The 19,147-nt window shown below is 69.9% G+C and carries 19 protein-coding genes and 2 tRNA genes; 10 read left to right on the forward strand and 11 right to left on the reverse strand.

The window, feature by feature from the left end; all coding sequences use genetic code 11:
* Positions 1-187: 187 nt before the first annotated feature.
* The gene (locus TSO352_RS15020) at positions 188-2,887 is read left to right on the forward strand and encodes a bifunctional acetate--CoA ligase family protein/GNAT family N-acetyltransferase (protein WP_109108098.1); all 2,700 of its coding nucleotides are present in this window, start codon (positions 188-190) and stop codon (positions 2,885-2,887) included.
* 334 nt (positions 2,888-3,221) lie between these two features.
* Here the strand turns inward: TSO352_RS15020 and modD are convergent, their stop codons facing one another.
* Genes modD through TSO352_RS15045 form a run of 5 tightly spaced genes read right to left on the reverse strand, consistent with a single transcriptional unit; the run spans position 3,222 to position 6,644 of the window.
* Complete coding sequence (modD, locus tag TSO352_RS15025) at positions 3,222-4,052, reverse strand: ModD protein (protein ID WP_109108099.1); 831 nt, start codon at positions 4,050-4,052, stop codon at positions 3,222-3,224.
* A 42-nt stretch (positions 4,053-4,094) separates the two neighbouring features.
* Positions 4,095-5,087: a magnesium transporter CorA family protein gene (locus TSO352_RS15030; RefSeq protein WP_109108100.1), complete on the reverse strand. Its 993-nt coding sequence runs from the start codon at positions 5,085-5,087 to the stop codon at positions 4,095-4,097.
* Positions 5,084-6,013: a bifunctional methylenetetrahydrofolate dehydrogenase/methenyltetrahydrofolate cyclohydrolase FolD gene (folD, locus tag TSO352_RS15035; RefSeq protein ID WP_109108101.1), complete on the reverse strand. Its 930-nt coding sequence runs from the start codon at positions 6,011-6,013 to the stop codon at positions 5,084-5,086. Before folD ends, TSO352_RS15030 begins: the two co-directional genes overlap by 4 nt.
* A gap of 2 nt (positions 6,014-6,015) precedes the next feature.
* A complete protein-coding gene (locus TSO352_RS15040) occupies positions 6,016-6,360 on the reverse strand; it encodes a DUF167 family protein (RefSeq protein WP_109108102.1) in 345 nt (114 codons plus the stop codon).
* On the reverse strand, positions 6,360-6,644 hold the full coding sequence (locus TSO352_RS15045) for a YggT family protein (RefSeq protein ID WP_109108103.1): 285 nt from the start codon (positions 6,642-6,644) through the stop codon (positions 6,360-6,362). The genes TSO352_RS15040 and TSO352_RS15045 overlap by 1 nt, the downstream gene beginning before the upstream one ends.
* 316 nt (positions 6,645-6,960) lie before the next feature.
* On the opposite strand from TSO352_RS15045, the gene TSO352_RS15050 reads away from it, so the two are divergent.
* Positions 6,961-7,036 (forward strand) — tRNA-Ala (locus TSO352_RS15050).
* Positions 7,037-7,177: 141 nt separating this feature from the next.
* On the opposite strand, the gene TSO352_RS15055 is transcribed toward TSO352_RS15050, so the two are convergent.
* Positions 7,178-8,830: a hypothetical protein gene (locus TSO352_RS15055; protein ID WP_109108104.1), complete on the reverse strand. Its 1,653-nt coding sequence runs from the start codon at positions 8,828-8,830 to the stop codon at positions 7,178-7,180.
* Between the two features lie 158 nt (positions 8,831-8,988).
* Positions 8,989-9,483: a xanthine phosphoribosyltransferase gene (gpt, locus tag TSO352_RS15060; protein WP_109108105.1), complete on the reverse strand. Its 495-nt coding sequence runs from the start codon at positions 9,481-9,483 to the stop codon at positions 8,989-8,991.
* A 183-nt stretch (positions 9,484-9,666) separates the two neighbouring features.
* On the opposite strand from gpt, the gene TSO352_RS15065 reads away from it, so the two are divergent.
* The 4 genes from TSO352_RS15065 (at position 9,667) to TSO352_RS15080 (ending at position 13,794) form a co-directional block, all read left to right on the forward strand.
* On the forward strand, positions 9,667-11,061 hold the full coding sequence (locus TSO352_RS15065; protein WP_109108106.1) for a leucyl aminopeptidase family protein: 1,395 nt from the start codon (positions 9,667-9,669) through the stop codon (positions 11,059-11,061).
* A 163-nt stretch (positions 11,062-11,224) separates the two neighbouring features.
* Positions 11,225-12,247, forward strand: coding sequence for a flagellar motor switch protein FliG (gene fliG / locus TSO352_RS15070; RefSeq protein ID WP_109108107.1), 1,023 nt, complete (start codon positions 11,225-11,227; stop codon positions 12,245-12,247).
* A gap of 178 nt (positions 12,248-12,425) precedes the next feature.
* Positions 12,426-13,280 (forward strand): AraC family transcriptional regulator, encoded by an 855-nt coding sequence (locus TSO352_RS15075; protein WP_109108108.1) that lies wholly within the window; start codon positions 12,426-12,428, stop codon positions 13,278-13,280.
* A 43-nt stretch (positions 13,281-13,323) separates the two neighbouring features.
* Positions 13,324-13,794 carry a DUF2000 domain-containing protein gene (locus tag TSO352_RS15080; RefSeq protein ID WP_247872112.1) on the forward strand — a complete coding sequence of 157 codons (471 nt, stop codon included), beginning with the start codon at positions 13,324-13,326 and terminating at the stop codon, positions 13,792-13,794.
* 9 nt (positions 13,795-13,803) lie between these two features.
* Here TSO352_RS15080 and TSO352_RS15085 read toward each other — a convergent pair whose 3' ends face one another.
* Together TSO352_RS15085 and TSO352_RS15090 are read right to left on the reverse strand one after the other, a co-directional pair.
* The gene (locus TSO352_RS15085; RefSeq protein WP_109108109.1) at positions 13,804-15,000 is read right to left on the reverse strand and encodes a cyclic nucleotide-binding domain-containing protein; all 1,197 of its coding nucleotides are present in this window, start codon (positions 14,998-15,000) and stop codon (positions 13,804-13,806) included.
* Between the two features lie 69 nt (positions 15,001-15,069).
* Positions 15,070-15,567, reverse strand: a complete 498-nt coding sequence (locus tag TSO352_RS15090) for a low molecular weight protein-tyrosine-phosphatase (protein ID WP_109108110.1) — start codon at positions 15,565-15,567, stop codon at positions 15,070-15,072.
* A 176-nt stretch (positions 15,568-15,743) separates the two neighbouring features.
* Between TSO352_RS15090 and TSO352_RS15095 the strand changes: the two genes are divergently transcribed.
* Both TSO352_RS15095 and TSO352_RS15100 read left to right on the forward strand, forming a co-directional pair.
* Complete coding sequence (locus tag TSO352_RS15095) at positions 15,744-16,478, forward strand: NAD-dependent deacylase (RefSeq protein WP_109108111.1); 735 nt, start codon at positions 15,744-15,746, stop codon at positions 16,476-16,478.
* Complete coding sequence (locus TSO352_RS15100; RefSeq protein WP_109108112.1) at positions 16,471-17,100, forward strand: uracil-DNA glycosylase family protein; 630 nt, start codon at positions 16,471-16,473, stop codon at positions 17,098-17,100. Before TSO352_RS15095 ends, TSO352_RS15100 begins: the two co-directional genes overlap by 8 nt.
* Here the strand turns inward: TSO352_RS15100 and TSO352_RS15105 are convergent.
* The gene (locus TSO352_RS15105) at positions 17,097-17,447 is read right to left on the reverse strand and encodes a metallopeptidase family protein (RefSeq protein ID WP_109108113.1); all 351 of its coding nucleotides are present in this window, start codon (positions 17,445-17,447) and stop codon (positions 17,097-17,099) included. The genes TSO352_RS15100 and TSO352_RS15105 overlap by 4 nt on opposite strands.
* A 131-nt stretch (positions 17,448-17,578) precedes the next feature.
* Here TSO352_RS15105 and TSO352_RS15110 point away from each other — a divergent pair, with 131 nt between their 5' ends.
* Positions 17,579-17,881: a 4a-hydroxytetrahydrobiopterin dehydratase gene (locus TSO352_RS15110; protein WP_109108114.1), complete on the forward strand. Its 303-nt coding sequence runs from the start codon at positions 17,579-17,581 to the stop codon at positions 17,879-17,881.
* A 165-nt stretch (positions 17,882-18,046) separates the two neighbouring features.
* Here TSO352_RS15110 and TSO352_RS15115 read toward each other — a convergent pair.
* Positions 18,047-18,123, reverse strand: a tRNA-Arg gene (locus tag TSO352_RS15115).
* Positions 18,124-18,360: 237 nt separating this feature from the next.
* Here TSO352_RS15115 and TSO352_RS15120 point away from each other — a divergent pair.
* Complete coding sequence (locus tag TSO352_RS15120) at positions 18,361-19,020, forward strand: glutathione S-transferase family protein (protein WP_109108115.1); 660 nt, start codon at positions 18,361-18,363, stop codon at positions 19,018-19,020.
* Positions 19,021-19,147: the final 127 nt, after the last annotated feature.

Here is a 19,147-nt window from a genome sequence, read left to right on the forward strand (position 1 = left end):
CGTCGACCCGTGGGCGCGACGAAACGCCCTCTTGTCCAATGGTCATACCAGCCGTTAATGTTGCGTCGCAGCAAACGGTCTGGATGAAAGTCCGCGTCCAAGCTGTTCGTCCTCAAAACCGTCATCACAACCGTCGGCGTCCCGTGACAGACTGGGACCGGCGGCTACCCCAGCACCGGATCCGGTCATGACCGTTCGCAACCTCGACAAGCTGTTCAAACCTGCCTCCATCGCGCTGATCGGCGCCAGCCGCAAGCCGGGGACGGTGGGCGCCATGGTGGCGCGCAACCTGTTCCAGGCCGGATTCGACGGTCCGGTGATGCCGGTCAACGCCACCGAACGGGCGGTCGAAGGGGTGCTGACCTACAAGACGGTCGACAGCCTGCCGATCACACCCGACCTGGGCGTCATCTGCACGCCGCCCGATACGGTGGCGGCGACCATCGACGCGCTGGGCAAGCGCGGCACCAAGGCCGCCATCGTCATGACCAACGGCATGACGGCCGACCAGACCCAGGCGATGCTGGACACCGCCAAGCCCTACCTGATGCGGGTGCTGGGCCCGAACAGCCTGGGCGCCATGGTGCCGGGCCGCGGGATGAACGCCAGCTTCGCGCCGGTGGCGCCCAAGAAGGGCGACGTGGCGCTGGTGGCGCAAAGCTCGATGGTGCTGACCTCCATCGCCGACTGGGCGACGTCGCGCGGGATCGGCTTCTCGCACCTGGTGTCGCTGGGCGACCGCGGCGACGTCGATTTCGGCGACCTGCTGGACTATCTCGCCTCCGACGTCACGGTGCGCGCCATCCTGCTCTACATCGAGAGCATCACGCACGCCCGCAAGTTCATGTCGGCCGCCCGTTCCGCCTCGCGCCAGAAGCCGGTCATCGTCATCAAGGCCGGCCGCTCCGACGAGGCGCAGGAGGCGGCGGCCTCCCACACCGGGGCGCTGGCGGTGTCGGACGCCGTCTACGACGCGGTGTTCCGCCGCGCCGGCGTGCTGCGGGTGAACGACCTGGCCGAGCTGTTCGACGCCGCCGGGACGCTGGGCACCGGCGTGCCGATCACCGGCGACCGGCTGGCGATCCTGACCAACGGCGGCGGCATGGGGGTCATGGCGACCGACAAGCTGATCCAGGCCCGCGGCAAGCTCGCCACCCTGGCGCCGGAGACGCAGGAGGCGCTGGTCAAGGCGCTGGGCCCGCAGCCCGGCGGCACGCCCTTCCGCAACCCGTTGCGCATCGGTGCCGACGCCACGCCCAAGCGCTACGCCGAGGCGTTGAACGCGCTGATGCAGGACACCAACAACGACGCGGTGCTGGTGCTGCACTGCCCGTCGGCGCTGACCGACAGCGCCGCCATCGCCCAGGCGGTGGTCGAGACGGTGCAGGCCAACAAGGCGCGCCGGCACCCGGTGCTGACCAGCTGGATCGGCGACCAATCGGCGGTGGAGGCGCGCAAGGCGTTCGCCGCCAGCCGCATCCCGACCTACAGCGGCCCGTCGGACGCGGTGCGCGCCTTCATGCATCTGGTGCGCTACCGCCGCAGCCAACAGCTGCTGATGGAGACCCCGCCGTCGGTGGCGGAGGATTTCCAGCCCGACGAGATCACGGTGAAGAAGGTGATCTCCCGCGCCATGGCGGAAAAGCGCGACTGGCTCAGCGAGTTCGAGGCCAAGCGCGTGCTGGCGGCCTACGGCATCCCGGTGGTCGACACCCGCGTCGCCGAAACGCCGGAGGAGGCGGCCAACGCCGCCCGTGTCATCGGCGGCCCGATCGCGCTGAAGATCCTGTCGCACGACATCACCCACAAGTCCGACGTCGGCGGTGTGGCGCTGGGGCTGACCGGCCCCGATCAGGTCCGGGCGGAGGCCGAGGCGATGCTGGCCCGTGTCCACGACTTGGCGCCCGAGGCACGGATCGAGGGCTTCACCGTCCAGGAGATGGCGGTCCGTCCCGACGCCTATGAGCTGATCGTCGGCATGACCGACAACGAGATGTTCGGCCCGGTCCTGCTGTTCGGCGAGGGCGGCATCGGGGTGGAGGTGGTGGAGGACTACGCGCTGGCCCTGCCGCCGCTGAACATGAAGCTGGCGGCCGAGCAGATGAGCCGCACCCGCATCCACAAGCAGTTGCAGGGTTTCCGCTCGCGCGCGGCGGTCGATCTCGACGCGGTGGCGCTGACGCTGAACAAGGTCAGCCAACTCGTCGTCGATTTCCCCGAGATCGCCGAGCTGGACATCAACCCGCTGCTGGCCGACGCCGAGGGCGTGCTGGCGCTCGACGCCCGCATCAAGGTCGGCGTGCCGGCGCTGGCCGGGGCGAAACGGCTGGCGATCCGCCCCTATCCCAAGGCGCTGGAAGACCGCATCACCATCAAGGACGGCCGCCAATTCTTCGTCCGCCCGATCCTGCCGGAGGACGAGCCGCTGGTGCACCATCTGGTGGAGAACCAGACGGCGGAAGACCTGCGGCTGCGCTTCTTCGCGCCGCTGAAACGGCTGTCGCACCAAGCCGCGGCGCGGCTGACCCAGATCGACTACGACCGCGAGATGGGGCTGATCGCCGTCGGTCCCGACCCGCAGACCGGCGAGACGATCATGTATGGCGTCGTCCGCATCACCGCCGACCCCGACAACCGCCGCGCCGAATACGCGGTGATGGTGCGGTCCGACATGAAGGGCCAGGGGCTGGGCTACATCCTGATGAACAAGATCCTCGACTACGCCCGCTCCCGCGGCATCAGGGAGGTCTATGGCGAGGTGCTGCGCGAGAACACCAACATGCTGGGCATGTGCCGGGCCCTGGGCTTCGTCCGCAAGGAGAACCTGGACGAGCCCGGCGTGGTGGAGGTGCGCATCGAACTGGGCGGTGGGCTCGCCGCGGAGTGACCGAAAGGGCGTTCGCACCGGTTGACTGCGGACACGGTTGAGGCAATATCAGGCTTGGCGGACAGGGGGATTCCGCCCCCCTGCCCGCCGGCCCGATTCTAGCGGAAGAGGTCAAGCAGACGCTTGACGATCTCCAACGCCAGGATCAGGAGCTTGAGGATTTGCATCGTCCTCTTCACTCCTTGTGTGCAGCGGGGATGGCGGCCCATCCGCCATCCCGTCCGCGCAGGGACTGTGCCGCACGCGGCGGTGGCGCGGAAGGGCTTTGAACTCTCGGAATGCGATGGAATGCGACCTGCGACTCACCGTCGCGGTGTGATGCTCCTGTTCGTGGTCACGCTGGTTCCAACGTCACCTGGACGTCGGCGGGCGGGCCGAAGAAGGGGGCCGAGGTGATCAGCAGGCGGCAGCCAGCCGCGGCGTAGGCGGCGGCGTTGGCCTCGGTCACCCCACCGGCGGGCGCGACCACCGGTGGCGGCGTCAGGTCGCGGGTCGCCTTGATCACCGCGCGGGCGGCGTCGGGGGAGAGCTTTTCCAACTGGATGACGTCGGCACCGGCGCGGGCGACGGCCACCGCCTCGTCGATCGACCCGACCTCCACCACGATCTTCTTTTCCGGCGCCTTGCGGCGCAGCTCAGCAAGCCAGCTCTCGGGTGGCGCGGCCAGAAAGGCGCGGTGCTCGGGGAAGACCAGCAGTGTTTCCGACAGGCCCAGCCGGTGCATCACCGCCCCGCCGGCCTGCACCGCCTTGACGCTGAGGTCCTTGGCGCCGGGGAAGTTCTTGCGGGTGCAGGCGACGGTCACGCCGGGGGCGGCGTCGACGATCCGCCGGGCGCGGGTGGCGATGCCCGACGCGTATTCGGTCAGCGTCTGCGCCATCTTCCAGGCGCGGTGCAGGGCTCCGGCCGGCCCGTGCGACTCCAGGAAGACCGCCCCGGCCTCCAGGCCGGTGCCGCTGGGGGCGACGGAGTCGATCTGGCCGCCGGCCTTCACGATCAGCCGCGCCGCCTCCTCCGTGCCGGACAGCACCATGGCGCCGCGCGCGGCGAAGCGCATGCGCGCCGGCCGGTCGCCGATGCCGAGCAGGTCGGTGGTCAGGTCGCCGTAGGGAACATCCTGCGCCAGCAGCGCGTCGAGGGCGGCGTCGGGCAGGATGGTCGTCATCGGCGTCGTCCTTGGTGTCGGGCTTGTTGTCGGATCCGGTGCCTACAGCCAGCCGCGGCGGCGGAAGTACCAGAGCGGCACCACCGCCGACAGCACCATCAGCACGATGGCCATGGGATAGCCGAACTCCCAGTCCAGCTCCGGCATGTGCTTGAAGTTCATGCCATAGGCCGAGGCAATCAGCGTGGGGGGCATCAGGGCGACCGACACCACCGAGAAGATCTTGATGATGGCGTTCTGCTCGATGTTGATCAGCCCCAGCGTGGCGTCGAGCAGGAAGTTCGCCTCGTGCGCCAGGAAGCCGGCGTGTTCGGTCAGCGAGCGCAAGTCGCGCGTCATCGTCTTCAGCGCGGTCTTCTGTTCCTTGTTCAGCCGCCCGCCGCTGACCGAGGTCAGGAACACCACCAGCCGGTCGAGGCCGGCCAGGCTGTCGCGCACCTTGTGGGTCAGGTCGCCGGCGCGGCCGATGCCGCGCAGCACGTCCTGCAGTTCGTCCGGCTTCTTGGCCGCCTTGCCGAAGCCGCCGCCATCCAGCGAATCGTCGAAGATGCGGGCCGACAGCTCGTCGATGCGGCCACCCACCAGCTCCAGCACGTCGGCCACCCGGTCGATCACCGCGTCGAGCAGGCCGAACAGCGCGCTTTCCGAGGTCGCCAGCAGCTCGGGCTGGCGGACGCTGCGGGCGGCGAAGGTGATGACCGGCAGCGGTTCGGTGTAGCGCAGCGTGATCAGGTGGCGCGGCGTCAGCACGAAGGTCAGTTCGCCCTGTTCCGGGTGGGGCGAGGTCGCGCGCGAGATGATCGAGGAGGTCATGTACAGCCCCTCCCCCTCGACATAGAGCTGGCTGGACGCCTCGATCTCCTTCATCTCCTCGCGCGTCGGCAGGTCGCAGCCGGTCAGCGCGCCGACATGGGCGCGCTCGGCCTCGTTCGGACGCAGAAGGTCGATCCACACCGCATCGGCCGGCAAGGGTTCGCCGAGTTCCAGCGGTTGGCGCACCACCCGCCCGTCGCTGCGGGCGTGGACGGTGATCACCGGGTGGTCCCTTGGGCGTTCCCGAGGGATGCCTCTTCCGGCACCGGGGCGCCGGCCGCGCGGCAGGCGGCGGCCAGCGTGTTCAGCATCAGGCAGGCGATGGTCATCGGGCCGACGCCGCCGGGAACGGGCGTGATGGCGCCGGCGACCTTCACCGCCTCGTCGAAGGCGACGTCGCCGACCAGCCGGGTCTTGCCCGCTTCGGCGGCCGGAACGCGGTTGATGCCGACGTCGATCACGGTGGCGCCCGGCTTGATCCAGTCGCCGCGCACCATCTCCGGCCGGCCCACGGCGGCGACCAGGATGTCGGCGCGGCGGCACTCCGCCGGCAGATCCACCGTGCGGGAATGGGCCATCGTCACCGTGCAGTCGGCCTGCAGCAGCAGTTGCGCCATCGGCTTGCCGACGATGTTGGAACGGCCGAGCACCAGCGCCCGCTTGCCCTTCAGGTCGCGGCCCAGCGTGTCGCGGATCAGCAGCAGGCTGCCCAGCGGCGTGCAGGGCACGATGGCGCCCGGCTGGCCGGTGGCGAGCAGGCCGGCGTTGACGACGTGGAAGCCGTCGGCGTCCTTTTCCGGGACGATGCGGGCCAGCACCTTCTGGCTGTCGATGTGGCGGGGCAGCGGCAACTGGACCAGGATGCCGTGCACCGCCGGGTCGGCGTTCAGATGGTCGATCAGCGCCAGCAGGTCGGATTCGGCCATGTCGGCCGATTCGTGATGGTCGAAGCTGTTCATCCCCAGCTCGACCAGCGCACGCTCCTTGGAGCGGACATAGACTTGGCTCGCCGGATCCTCGCCGACCAGCACCACGGCCAGACCGGGGGTGACGCCGTGGCTGGCCTTCAGCGCCGCCACACCCTCCGCCACCCGCTTGCGCAGGCCGGCGGCGAAGGCCTTGCCGTCGATGATCGTCGCGTCCGCCATGCTCACTCTCCACCCTCGCTCAGGTCGCCGATCAGACCCGTCAGCCGCGGCATCAGCGCCGCCGGGTCCCCGGCCACATGCAGTATCTTGTTCCGGTCGGTGGCGCCGGCCACCACCGTCAGGCTGGTCTTGGGCAGTTTCCACGCCTTCGACAACAGTTTTATGACCGCCTCGTTGGCCTTGCCGTTCTCTGGCACGGTGGTGACGGCCACCTTCAACACCCGTCCGCCGCCGGCGCTGTCGGCCACCCCGGTGATCGCGTTGCGCGACGCCTTGGGCGTCACCCGCAGCGTCACCCGCAGGCCGTCGCCGACCGGCTCGAGTGGGGAGGGCGCCGGGGCCGCCATCAGAAGCGCGGCCAGTACTGGGCCATCAGGTTCTGGACGAAGGAAATCAGCAGCAGCACCACGATCGGCGACAGGTCGAGCCCGCCCATGCTGGGCAGGACGCGGCGGATCGGGCGCAGCACCGGTTCGGTGACCCGGTACAGGAAGTCGCCGATGACGTAGACCGCGCGGTTGCGCGTGTTCACCACGTTGAAGGCGACCAGCCAGCTGAGGACCGCCGACAGGATGAGGACCCAGAAGAAGAGATTCAGGATGGTGTCGATGAGCACATACAGCGCGATCATGCCGGGCCTGCTCCATAGCGGTTTTTTGCGACGGCCGCGCGCACGGGGAAAGCGGGCGCCAGCGTTTTCCGGGCACCCTAAGCACAAGCGGCAAGGGCTGTCCAGTGTGGCCATCCCGCGGTGAAGCATTGGAGCGGGACGCGGCCCAGGGGATGGACAGGGGATCGACAAGGATCGGCAAAGCGGGCGGACCGGACGCCGCGACGGCCCGCGCACCGCTTTTCATTTTTTCCGAATCAAGCGCTTGACAGCACCCCCCGTGATGGACAATAACCGCGCCACGCCGGAACGACGACTGACGGGACGGCGTGAGTGTGGGGCCGTAGCTCAGCTGGGAGAGCGACGCGTTCGCAATGCGTAGGTCGGGAGTTCGATCCTCCTCGGCTCCACCATTTTCCTTCCCAAGGACATCGAGAGTTGATCGTCGCGGGTGTTGCCGGAAACGGCGACTGACCCGCGTTTTTGCGTGTGTGCGCGGATTGGTCGCAGCGTGCCGACCGCCCCGCGTGCTTGCCCGAGCCTGCCGGCCGGGCCTAGCCGACCGACCGCGCGCGTTCCGACAGTTCGATCAGGTCCATCAGCTCGTTGCTTTTCCAATAGCGCGACTTGCCGACTTCGGTGCGGGCGGTGGCGACGAGGTCGTCGATGATCGCCTGTTCGTCGGGGCCGAGCGAACCGCCGCGTTCCAGGCGGTGCGACAGCAGGCGGGTCATGTTGTGGCTGAAGGTCGGGATCCAGGCGCTGATCCGCTGGCCGAACACGCCGCTCAGCGCGTTGATGCGCAGCAGATGCTCCATCCGCTCGTCGAACGGGTCGGTCTCTTCGAACTTCATCGCCTTCTCGACGTTGGCGCGCAGCTCCTCCAGCAGCGTCTCGCGCCACTTCACCAGGTCGTAGGTCTCGAAGCCGAAGTCGCGCGACATGCCCTGCCATTGCCAGAGCAGCCGGTCGAGCCAGACGATGTCGGCGTGGTCGATGACCGGCTGGCGCCGGGCCGCCGCCGCCTGGGCCGAGCGTTCCAGCGCCACCGCGGCCACGCGCGAGCCGATGATCTTCGCCGCCTGGGTCCAGGCGTTGCGGAAGGCCGGCTCGCTGCGCCGGTCCTCCATCAGGCCGGCGGCGGTGACGGCGTGGATCAACTGGTCCAGCCGCTGGGTCAGCGCCTCCAGCCGCGCCTTCTCCTTGGCGCTGGGGCGGATGGCGGAGCCGGGGACCCGCTCGTTCAGCTTCAGGATGACGCTCAGCGCCGCGGTCAGCGCCCGCGTCACCCCGATGAAGTGGCCGGTCAGCGCCGCGGTCATGGCATCGCCGCGGCCGGGATCGACGCCGCTCTGGCGGATGTAGAGCGCCGCGACGCCGTAATTGCGCTTCACCGTCAGCACCGACAGCGGCAGCAGGTTCGCCACCTCGTCGCTGCAGCGGTCGCGCAGCGCCTCGGTCGCGTCCAGCAGCTCGTCGGCCCGGCGGTTGGTCTCGGCCTCGCCGGCGCAGGCGGCGGGGACATCCTCCAGCCGGTCGGCGACCAGCTTCAGCGGCCCTTCGGCCCCGGCCAGGATCAGATGCATCAGCCGCAGCGTGCCGGCGTCGATCGCCGGGGTCTTTTCCAGGAAGCCGGACATCAGGCGGGTGCGGCGCGGCCGGTTGCGCGACATCCCGGCCAGCAGTTCCTCCACCGCCTTCTTGTTGCCGACGATCGCGTCGAGATGCTTCACCGCGGCGACCCGCATCCGCTCCTTCAACACGGTGGCGACGGGGGAACGCAGCACACGGTCGATCACCTCGCCGCACGCCATCTCGTCCAGCATCTCCTGCGCCTCGACCGCCAGCAGCGGGAAGGCGTCGCGGCTCAGCGCCTCCCACAGGGCGCCGACGTCGACCCGTTGCAGCATGCCGGGGATGGAGACGCCGGCGTGGTACAGCACGTCGTCGTCGATCAGGAAGGCTTCGAACAGGGTGGTGAACAGGCGCCGGGCGCGGTTGGTGCGCTGGCGGTTCAGATATTCGATGACGTATTGGCGGACGAGCTGGACGCGGTCGGTCGGCTCGCTGTCCATGCCCTCGATCTCGCTGAGGAGATGATAGACCAGGCTGGCGGGCAGGCGGGCGACCAGGGCGTCGATCTTGCGCCGCAGTTCCTCCTGATGCACCTCGTCGGGGCGCAGATCGTCTGAGCTGTCGTCGGTCATGCGCGGGAGGGGGCGACGCGGAGTTGTGACGCGGGAAGGTGGAGCCGGGATGGACGGCGGGTGGCGCCGTCCGGTCCCCGGAACTCCGATGTCGGCCGTTTGTAGTCCGGCAACGGTAAATTTTTACGTAATGAACCGTGCCGGACCGGCGCCGGGCGTCAGCCGTTGCGTTGCTTGGCGATGGGCTGCGAGAACTGCAGCTCGATGTCCCAGGGGAAGTGGATCCAGGTGTCCTGGCTGACCTCGGTGATGAAGGTGTCGACCAGCGGCCGGCCGGCCGGCTTGGCGTAGACGGTGGCGAAATGCGCCTTGGGCAGCATCTTGCGCACCACGACCGCGGTCTTGCCGGTGTCGACCAGATCGTCGATGATCAGCCAGCCCTCGCCGTCGCCGGCGTGCGCCCCTTCGGTGCCCTTCAGCACCATCGCCTCGCGCTGGTTCTGGTGGTCGTAGCTGGACACGCAGACGGTGTCGATCATGCGGATTTCCAGCTCGCGCGCGATGATGGCGGCGGGGACCAGGCCACCGCGGGTGATCGCGATGATGCCCTTCCACGGGCCACGGTCGATCAGCCGCCAGGCCAGCGCCTTGGCGTTGCGGTGAAGCTCTTCCCAGGACACCGGGAAATGCTTGTTGAAAGGGGCTTCGGCCACGGGACAGACTCCAAAAACAGATGGTCCCTGTATAACCCGGCGGCGGCCCGGCAATCCAGAGGCATCGCCGGGGTGCGCCCTTGCGTCATGCCCCCTTTCCAGCCGGCGTCCGCCGCGCCATCCTTTGGGGATGGGCATCCGCACCGGATGCGTGACGCGACCTCGTGAGAAGGATTCCTCGTCTTGCTCGCCAACCTGCTTGCCGTCGACGGCCCGGATACCGTCGCCATCACCCCCGTGACCAAGGCCGGGCTCGCCGACTGGCTGGCCGCGCAGTCGCCGGCCGTCGCCGCCTGGGTCAAGGCGGTGGGCTTCACCGGCGAGGCCGGGTCGACCGTTTTCCTGCCGGGGCCGGACGGCGCCGTCGCCCGCGTGCTGGCCGGCGTATCGGCGCTCGATGATTCCTGGGCCTTCGCCGGGCTGCCGTCGGCGCTGCCGGCCGGCTCCTACCGCATCGATCCGACCGGAACCGGGGCGGCGCTCGACGAGCGGGCGGCGACGCGGGCGGCGCTGGGCTGGGCGCTGGGCTGCTACCGCTTCGGCCGCTACAAGAAGCCGTCGGACAAGGGCTTCGCCAACCTGGTCTGGCCGGAGCGGGCCGACCATGGCGAGGTGGAGCGGGCGGCGACCGCCACCGCCCTGGTGCGCGACCTGGTGAACACCCCCGCCTGTGACCTCGGCCCGGCGGAACTGGCCCAGGTGGCGCAGGACCTCGCCGAAGAGTTCGACGCGGCGGTGGAGGTGATCGTCGGCCGGGACCTGCTCGACCGCGACTACCCGGCCATCCACGCCGTCGGCCGCGCCAGCCCGCGCGAACCGCGGCTGATCGACCTGCGCTGGGGCAACCCGGCACACCCGAAGGTCACCATCGTCGGCAAGGGCGTCTGCTTCGACACCGGCGGGCTGGACCTGAAGCCGTCCTCGGCCATGCTGATCATGAAGAAGGACATGGGCGGCGCGGCGCATGCGCTGGCGCTGGCCCGCATGGTGATGATGGCCGGGCTGCCGGTGCGGCTGCGCGTGCTGGTGCCGGCGGTGGAGAATGTGGTGTCCGGCGACGCCTTCAAGCCGCAGGACGTGCTGAAGACCCGCAAGGGCCTGACGGTGGAGGTCGGCAACACCGACGCCGAGGGGCGGCTGATCCTGTGCGACGCCCTGGCCGAGGCGGATTCGGAAAAGCCGGCGCTGCTGGTCGACTTCGCCACCCTGACCGGCGCCGCCCGCGTGGCGCTGGGCCCCGAATTGCCGGCGCTGATGAGCAACGACGACGCGCTGGCCGGCGACCTGCTGGAGGCCGGGACCGCGGTCGACGACCCGATGTGGCGGCTGCCGCTGTGGGCGCCCTACCGCAAGGGGCTGGACAGCAAGGTGGCCGACATCAACAACGTCACCACCAACGGCTTCGCCGGCGCCATCACCGCCGGGCTGTTCCTGCAGGAGTTCGTGTCGAAGGGCACGCCCTGGGCGCATCTCGACACCTACGCCTGGAACGGCTCGGCCCGCCCCGGCCGTCCGGAAGGCGGCGAGGCGCTGGGCCTGCGCGCCGTCTACGCGGTGATCGCCAAGCGATTCGGTTGATCCGACAATCCCATTGGGAGGGCGAGAGGGAACTTTTGGTTAAAATTGTCCCTTCTTTGCCTTCCCGAAGGGATGGCACCCCCAATCGGAACGTATTACAACGACGGGGCAGGATTCATGACGCCGCCGCGATTCCGGCGGCGCGGTTGGTGGAGGCGGAGACATGGCGCTGAAGGTTCGCGAGGACTACCGGACCCTCACCGGTCCGGAGAAGGCCGCCATCCTGATGCTGTCCCTGGGCGAGGAGCACTCGAGCAAGCTGTTCACCCTGATGGACGACGAGGAGATCAAGGAGCTGTCCCAGGTGATGGCCAACCTGGGCACCGTGTCCGCCAACCTGATCGAACGCCTGTTCGTCGAGTTCGCCGAGCAGATGTCGGCGACCGGATCGCTGGTCGGCTCGTTCGATTCGACCGAACGGCTGCTGCTGAAGACCTTGCCCAAGGACAAGGTCGACCAGATCATGGAGGAAATCCGCGGTCCGGCCGGCCGCACCATGTGGGACAAGCTGGCCAACGTCAATGAATCGGTCCTGTCCAACTATCTGAAGAACGAATACCCGCAGACCGTCGCGGTGGTGCTGTCGAAGATCCGCCCGGAACACGCCGGCCGCGTGCTGACCCAGCTGCCGGAAAGCTTCGCGATGGAGGTCATCATGCGCATGCTGCGCATGGAGGCGGTGCAGAAGGAGGTCCTGGACGACGTCGAGCGCACGCTGCGCACCGAGTTCATGACCAACCTCGCCCGCACCAGCCGGCGCGACAGCCACGAGATGCTGGCGGAGATCTTCAACGGCCTGGACCGCACCACCGAGCACCGCTTCATGGCCGCGCTGGAGGAGCGCAACCGCGACAGCGCCGAGCGCATCAAGTCGCTGATGTTCACCTTCGAGGATTTGTCGAAGATGGACCCCAGCGGCGTCCAGACCCTGCTGCGCACCGTCGACAAGCAGAAGCTGGGCACCGCCCTGAAGGGCGCGTCGGAGACGCTGAAGGACCTGTTCTTCTCCAACATGTCCGAACGCGCCGCCAAGATCCTGCGCGAGGACATGGCCGCCATGGGCCCGGTCCGCGTCCGCGAGGTCGACGAGGCGCAGATGTACATGGTCCAGCTCGCCAAGGATCTGGCCGCCCGCGGCGAGATCGTCATTGCCGAAGGCAGCGGCGAGAACGAACTGATCTACTGACCGGGGTGTGATACCGGCGAACGCTTGAACTGACTTGTCAAGCGTTCGCCGGCCGCCGCCCCCTATAGAGATCTGGGGCGGCGGCGCGCCCACACGGGCGCGGTAAAGCCTGCGTGGCGTTTGAACGCAATACGGCAGGTCAAGTCTTTGGCCTGCCGGTATAACAGGAGGGACAGGGATGGGGCGGACCGCCGGCACGCCGAACGGTCGCGACTGGATGGCGGTCCGCCGCGACGCGGACACCGGCATCGAAACCATCCGTGCCCATTTCCGCGGCCACGCCTACGACCTGCACGACCATGACGAGTTGCTGGTCGGCGTCACCGAACAGGGCGTGCAGGCCTTCCGCTGCCGGCGTCGGCTGCACACCAGCACCCCCGGCCGCGTCATCCTGATCGAACCGGGCGAGGCGCATGACGGCCACAGCCCGGCCGAGGACGGCTTCACCTACGCCATGCTCTACCTGCCGGTGCCGCTGCTCGCCGCCCGGACCGACGCGCTGCGCAGCCTGCTGCCGCAGCCTCCGACGCTGGGCTTCCGCGACACGCTGGCCGACGACCCCGGTCTGGCCGCGGTGATCCGCTCCGCCTTCCTGGCGCTGCATGGCGGCGAGGGGCGGCTGGCGCGCGACCTTGCCATCGACGCGCTGGCGGCGCGGCTGGCCGGGCACCTCGCCGACACTCCCGAGCGCCCACGCGGCCGGACGGAACCGGCGGCGGCGCGGGCGCGGGCGCTGCTGCACGCCCGTATGGCCGAGGATGTCGGGCTGGACGAGCTGGCCAGCGCTGCCGGCGTCGACCGTTTCCGCTTGAACCGCGTCTTCCGCGACGCCTTCGGCCTGTCGCCACACGCCTATCTGGTGCGCCTGCGGCTGCGCAGCGCCCGGCGGGGGCTGGCGGCGGGCGAGACGCCGGCGGCGGTCGCGGCGGAGGTGGGCTTCGCCGACCAGAGTCATCTCGGCCGCTGGTTCCGCCGCGCCTATGGCCTGACGCCGGCGGCCTACCGCGATCTGTGCACAAACGTTCCAGACTGAGGGCGGCGCGATCGGGCAGCGTGACGGCGAAGGAGACACCGCCATGCCCGACACGCTGATGACCAACACCGATCCCGACACGTCGGCTTCGCCCGACGCTCCCGTCCGCTTCGACACCAAGGTCGCGCTGATCATCCGCGACGACCTGCCGGTGTGGCAAAAGCTGAACGTCGCCGCCTTCCTCGCCACCGGCATCGCCGCCGCGGCGCCCGAGGCGCTGGGCGAGCCGTACATCGACGCGGCGGACCGGCGTTATGGCCGCATGCTCGGCCAGCCGATCCTGATCTTCACCGCCGACCGCGACCGGCTGCGCAGCGTCCGCGACGCGGCGCTGGAACGCGGCCTGACCCTGGTGCCCTATGTGGCGGCGATGTTCACCACCGGCCACGACGCCGCCAACCGCGCCGTCTTCCGCGCCGACGACGCCGACGCGCCGGATCTGGTCGGCCTCGCCCTGCGCGGCCCGAAGAAGGCGGTGGACAAGACCGTCAAGGGGCTCGCCCTGCACGGGTAAGGCGCGCCGTCACAGCTCCTGCGGCACCGTGATGGTGACGGTGGTGCCGGCGCCGGGGGCGCTGTCGATGACCAGACGGCCGCCGAGCGGGCCGGTCACCGTGTTGAAGACCACCGCCAGCCCAAGCCCCTTGTGCCCGCGCGCCCGTGCCGTGGTGAAGAAGGCGTCGGTCAGGGTCGGCAGGTGGCGGGCCGGGATGCCGGCGCCCTGGTCGCGCACGGTCAGGCGCCAGGCCGGGGTGGCGTCCAGCATCGCCGGCTCGATCGCCACGTCGACGGTGCCGGGACCGCCGGCGTAGCCGTGGGCGACGGCGTTGGCGAACAGGTGGTGCAGCACCCGGTCCAGATGCGGGGCGCAGCCGATCCAGGGGCAGGGGGCGCCCGGCACCACCCGCACGGCCAGCGGCAGCTCGGGCTGCTGGGCGGCGAACAGCGCGGCGGCGTCGGCCACCGCCTGCCGCAGGTCGAGGCCCTCCAGCGGTTCGTTGTTCTGGCAGGCGGCGATGGCGGTAAAGGCCTCCACCAGCTCCACCGCGCGGGCGAGGTTGGCGTCCAGCAGCGCCGCCGGTTCCTGCAGATCCGCGGCGCCCAGCGCCGCCGGTCCGGTCCGCGCCAGTTCCTGCAGATGGCTGGACACCGTCACGCAGACGCCGAGCGGCGTGTTGAGTTCGTGCGCCAGCCCGGTCACCGCCTGGGTGATGGCGCGGTGGCTGGCCAGCGCCGATTCGGCGGCGCGGGTGCGGCGCTCCAGATCCTCGCGCACCACCCGCTCCGACACGTCGCGGATCATCCGGGTCAGCTCGCGCAGCAGCTTGGCCAGCAGGTCCGGCGAGGGCGAGATCAGGGCGAGGAACAGGTCGCGTTCCAGCTCGAACACCGTCACCGGCGTCGCGGCGATCACCGAGGCGGAGCGGGAGCCGCCGTCGATCAGCGCCATCTCGCCGAAACAGTCGCCGGCGCGGCGGAACCCGACCTCCACCTGTCCGCCGAACGGGTCGCTGCGGACGACGCGGACCGTGCCGGCGAGCAGCACGTAGAGCGAGTCGGCGCGGTCGCCCTCGCGCATCAACACGGTGCCGGACGGGGCGTCGAACACCCGGCCGCGCGCCGCCACCGCCGCGCGTTCCTCCGGCGTGAAGGCCTCGAACAGGACGATGCCGTCGAGAATCCCGCCGGACGTCATCGTCCCGGTGGTGGCGCTGGTCATGGCTGGCGCAGACTCCGAAAGGGCTGTGTACGATCAGCATAAACCATGCAGGCGCCACACCGCGAGACGTTAACCGACTGTTTCGCGAATCGGATGCCCAACCTCGCGCCGCAGGAGGTCCAGCAGGCCGCGCGCCCCGGCCTCGCACAGGTCCAGCACCTCCTCGAACCCGGCGGCGCCGCCGTAATAGGGATCGGGCACCGCGCGACCCTGCAAGCCGGGCGCGTCATCCAGGAACAGCCGCAGCGCCGCGGTGGCGTCCGGCGGGGCGAGGCGGCGGAGGTCGGCGAGGTGGCCGTGGTCCATCGCCAGGATGTGGTCGAAGCGGGTGAAGTCGGCCGCCGTCACCTTGCGGGCGCGCAGGTCCGACAGGTCGACGCCGCGGGTCAGCGCCGCGCGCCGCGTGCGCGGGTCGGGCGGCTCGCCGACGTGATAGCCGTGGGTGCCGGCCGAATCGGCGGCGACCACGCCGTCCAACCCGGCGTTTGCGGCCAGCTGGCGGAACACCCCCTCGGCGGTCGGCGACCGACAGATGTTGCCGGTGCAGACGAACAGGACCTTGACCACCCTCACCATCCTCTCTTCTTTATGGCTGTCGCGGCATACCGCGCCGCACCGGATCACACCCGTGTTCCTGCACACCAGTGTCCGCGCATCCGGTTTCCGAACCGCTAAGGGCCACACCGCCAAAAGCCCGCTGCCAAAGGCCCATCGCCAAAGGCCCATCGCCAAAGGATCGTCCGATGTCCACCCTGACCAACCGCCTGCGCCCGACCGACCGGATCGTGATCCTGACCGGTGCGGGGATCTCCAAGGAGTCGGGTCTCGACACCTTCCGCTGCGCCGGCGGCATCTGGAGCCAGGTCGATCTGGAGGACGTGGCGACGCCGGAGGGCTTCGCCCGCGACCCCGATCTGGTCCACCGCTTCTACAACGACCGGCGGCGCGGCCTGCTCGACCCGGCGATCCAGCCCAACGCCGCGCACCGGGCGCTGGCCGAGCTGGAGCGGCGCTGGCCGGGCGAGGTCCTGCTGGTGACGCAGAACATCGACGACCTGCACGAGCGCGGCGGCTCCGCGGCGCCGCTGCACATGCATGGCGAGCTGCGCAAGGCGTTCTGCATGCACTGCCGCGCGGTGACGGACTGTCATGGCGACCTGTCGGTGCACGACCTGTGCCTGACCTGCGGGCGCAAGGGCGGCCTGCGCCCCGACGTGGTGTGGTTCGGCGAGATGCCCTATCAGATGGAGCGTATCCAGCGGGCGCTGGAGGAGTGCGACCTGTTCGTGTCGGTCGGCACCTCCGGCCATGTCTACCCGGCCGCCGGTTTCGTGGCGGAGGCGCGGTCCGCCGGCGCCTATACGGTCGAGCTGAACCTGGAACCGTCGGAGGGCGCCTCCTATTTCCACAGCTCCATCCACGGTCCGGCCACCCAGGTGGTGCCGGCCTTCGTTCGGGATATGCTGACACTTGTCTGATGTCGATGGTGACGGCGGATCGGACCTCGACCGCCTGTTCGCGCGGGTGCGGGCCTGCACCGTCTGCGCGGGGGCGCTGCCGCACGGCTGCCGGCCGGTGCTGCGCGGCACGGCGACCGCCCGCCTGCTGGTGATCGGGCAGGCGCCCGGCGCCCGGGTGCACGCCAGCGGCGTTCCCTGGGATGACGCTTCCGGCGACCGGCTGCGGGCGTGGCTGGCGATGGACCGCGCCGCCTTCTATGACGAATCGCGCATCGCCGTGGTGCCGATGGGGCTGTGCTACCCCGGCACCGCGCCGCCCACCGCCCAGGGGAAAAGCGGCGGCGATTACCCGCCGCGGCCGGAATGCGCGCCGCTGTGGCACCCGCCGGTGCTGGCGGCGCTGTCGGGGGTGCGGCTGACGCTGCTGATCGGGCAGTACGCCCAGGCGCGCTACCTCGGCGACCGCCGCAAGGCGACGATGACGGAGACGGTGGCGGCGTGGCGGGATTATGGTCCGGCCTTCATCCCGCTGCCGCACCCGAGCTGGCGCAACACTGCCTGGCTGAACCGCAACCCCTGGTTCGACGCGGAGCTGGTCCCCGCCCTGCGCCGCCGGGTGGTGGCGGCGTTGGACGGTTAGCCCATCGCCTCGATCCGCTCCATGTCGTCGTCGGAGAAGCCGAAATGGTGGCCGATCTCGTGGATCAGGACATGGCGGACGATGGCGGGCAGTTCCTCCCCGGTTTCGCACCAGTAATCCAGGATCGGGCGGCGGTAGAGGAAGATCATGTCGGGGCCGCCGCGGACATCGGCGACGCTTTGCCGCGTCAGATCCACGCCCCGATAGAGCCCCAGGAGGTCGAAGGGGCTTTCCAGCTCCATCTCCCGCTCGGTATCCTCATCAGGAAAATCCTCGACATGGATGACGAGGTTCCCGACCGGGGCCAGCAGCTCCGCCGGGATGGTGTCGAGCGCCTCTTCGGCCATGCGCTCCAGGTCTTCGACCGTGGGCGGAACCGTATGGGGACCTGAGGGTTTCCGTATCATGCCAAAGAAGGTAGCGAACCGCCGCCCATCCGCCAAGGAAGGGATGGGCGACAAAACGAAGGGAGGCCATCATGTCCGATCGCTTGGTCGGGGCGCACCGCCAGACGGCACTGAAGGAACTGCACGGCTGGTCGGAGGTGCTGGAACGCGACGCCATCCGCAAGACCTACCATTTCGCCGATTTCTCGGCCGCCTGGGGCTTCATGACCCAGGTCGCCCTGTTCGCCGAGAAGACCGGCCATCACCCGGAATGGTTCAACGACGTCGGCCGGGTCGAGGTGATCCTCTACACCCGCAGCGCTGACGGCGTCACCCAGGCCGACATCGAGTTCGCCCACCGGCTCGACCAGATGGCGCCGCTGCACGACCGCTGAGCAGGACCGCCGAGGCGTGCCGGCCGCCGCCCTTTCCCTCCCCCGCCAAGCGCGGGGGGCGGGGAGGGGCGACGGCTGTGGGATGCCCGGTCCGCACCGACCCCGGAAACGACAAAGGCCACCCGGAGGTGGCCTTGCGTGTCGCAGAGCGTGTTGTTTGGAGGATGGCGCGCCCGAAGAGATTCGAACTCCTGACCCTCAGATTCGTAGTCTGATGCTCTATCCAGCTGAGCTACGGGCGCCTTGATCCACCTGTGTCCCGACACCGGCGGAGGCCGTCGGCGTCGAGGCGCGCAACTTACTCAAAAGCCCCCGACCCCGCAAGCGCTTTTTTTGCCCTTTTTCGCCGCTGCGGGACGGCGGCGCCGCCGCTCGACGACGGCGCCCCCAGCGGGCGGGGGCTTGCGCCGGGGTGGGTCGGGCGGCATGCTCGGCGGCCCGTCGTTGCGCGTCATGCGCTGTCTTGCGAGGTGCTTTCGATGTCCGATCCGACCCCGTCCGACTTGACCCTGGTGATGGGCAACAAGGCCTATTCCTCCTGGTCGCTCCGCCCGTGGCTGGTGCTGAAGCAGGCCGGGCTGCCGTTCCGCGAGGTCGTCGTCCCGCTGCGCCAGCCCGACACCGCGGCGCGCATCGGCGAGCATTCGCCGTCGGGCCGTGTGCCCTGCCTGCGCCATGGCGACCTCACCGTCTGGGACTCGCTGGCGATCTGCGAGTATGTGGCGGAGCTGGCGCCCGAGGCCGGGCTGTGGCCGGCGGATCGGGCCGCCCGCGCCGTCGCCCGGTCGGTGGCGGCGGAGATGCATGGCGGCTTCGTCTCGCTGCGCAGCACCATGTCGATGGACCTGAAGCGCGACCGCAAGGGCGAGGGGATGACCCCGGCCACCGCCGTCGACATCGCCCGTGTCGAACGGCTGTGGGCCGATGCCCGGGCGGCGTACGGTCAGGGCGGGCCGTTCCTGTTCGGCCGCTTCACCATCGCCGACGCGATGTTCGCCCCGGTGGTCACCCGCTTCGCCACCTACGGCGTCGCGGTGGGCGAGGGGACGCGCGCCTATATGGACGCGGTGCTGGCCCTGCCGGCGCTGCAGGATTGGATGGCGGCCGCCAAGGCGGAGCCCTGGGTGCTGGAGCCGTGATGCCGCCCCCTTCCGGTATGGCGGAGGGGTGAACGAGAAACGGCGCGCCGTCCTGCCGGACCGGCGCGCCGTTTTCGCATCCGCGTCCCGCCCCGCCGCCCGGATGGGCGGGCGGAGCGGCGGCGCA

This window comes from Azospirillum sp. TSO35-2, from assembly GCF_003116095.1.
In the GTDB taxonomy this organism is placed as follows: Bacteria; Pseudomonadota; Alphaproteobacteria; order Azospirillales; family Azospirillaceae; genus Azospirillum.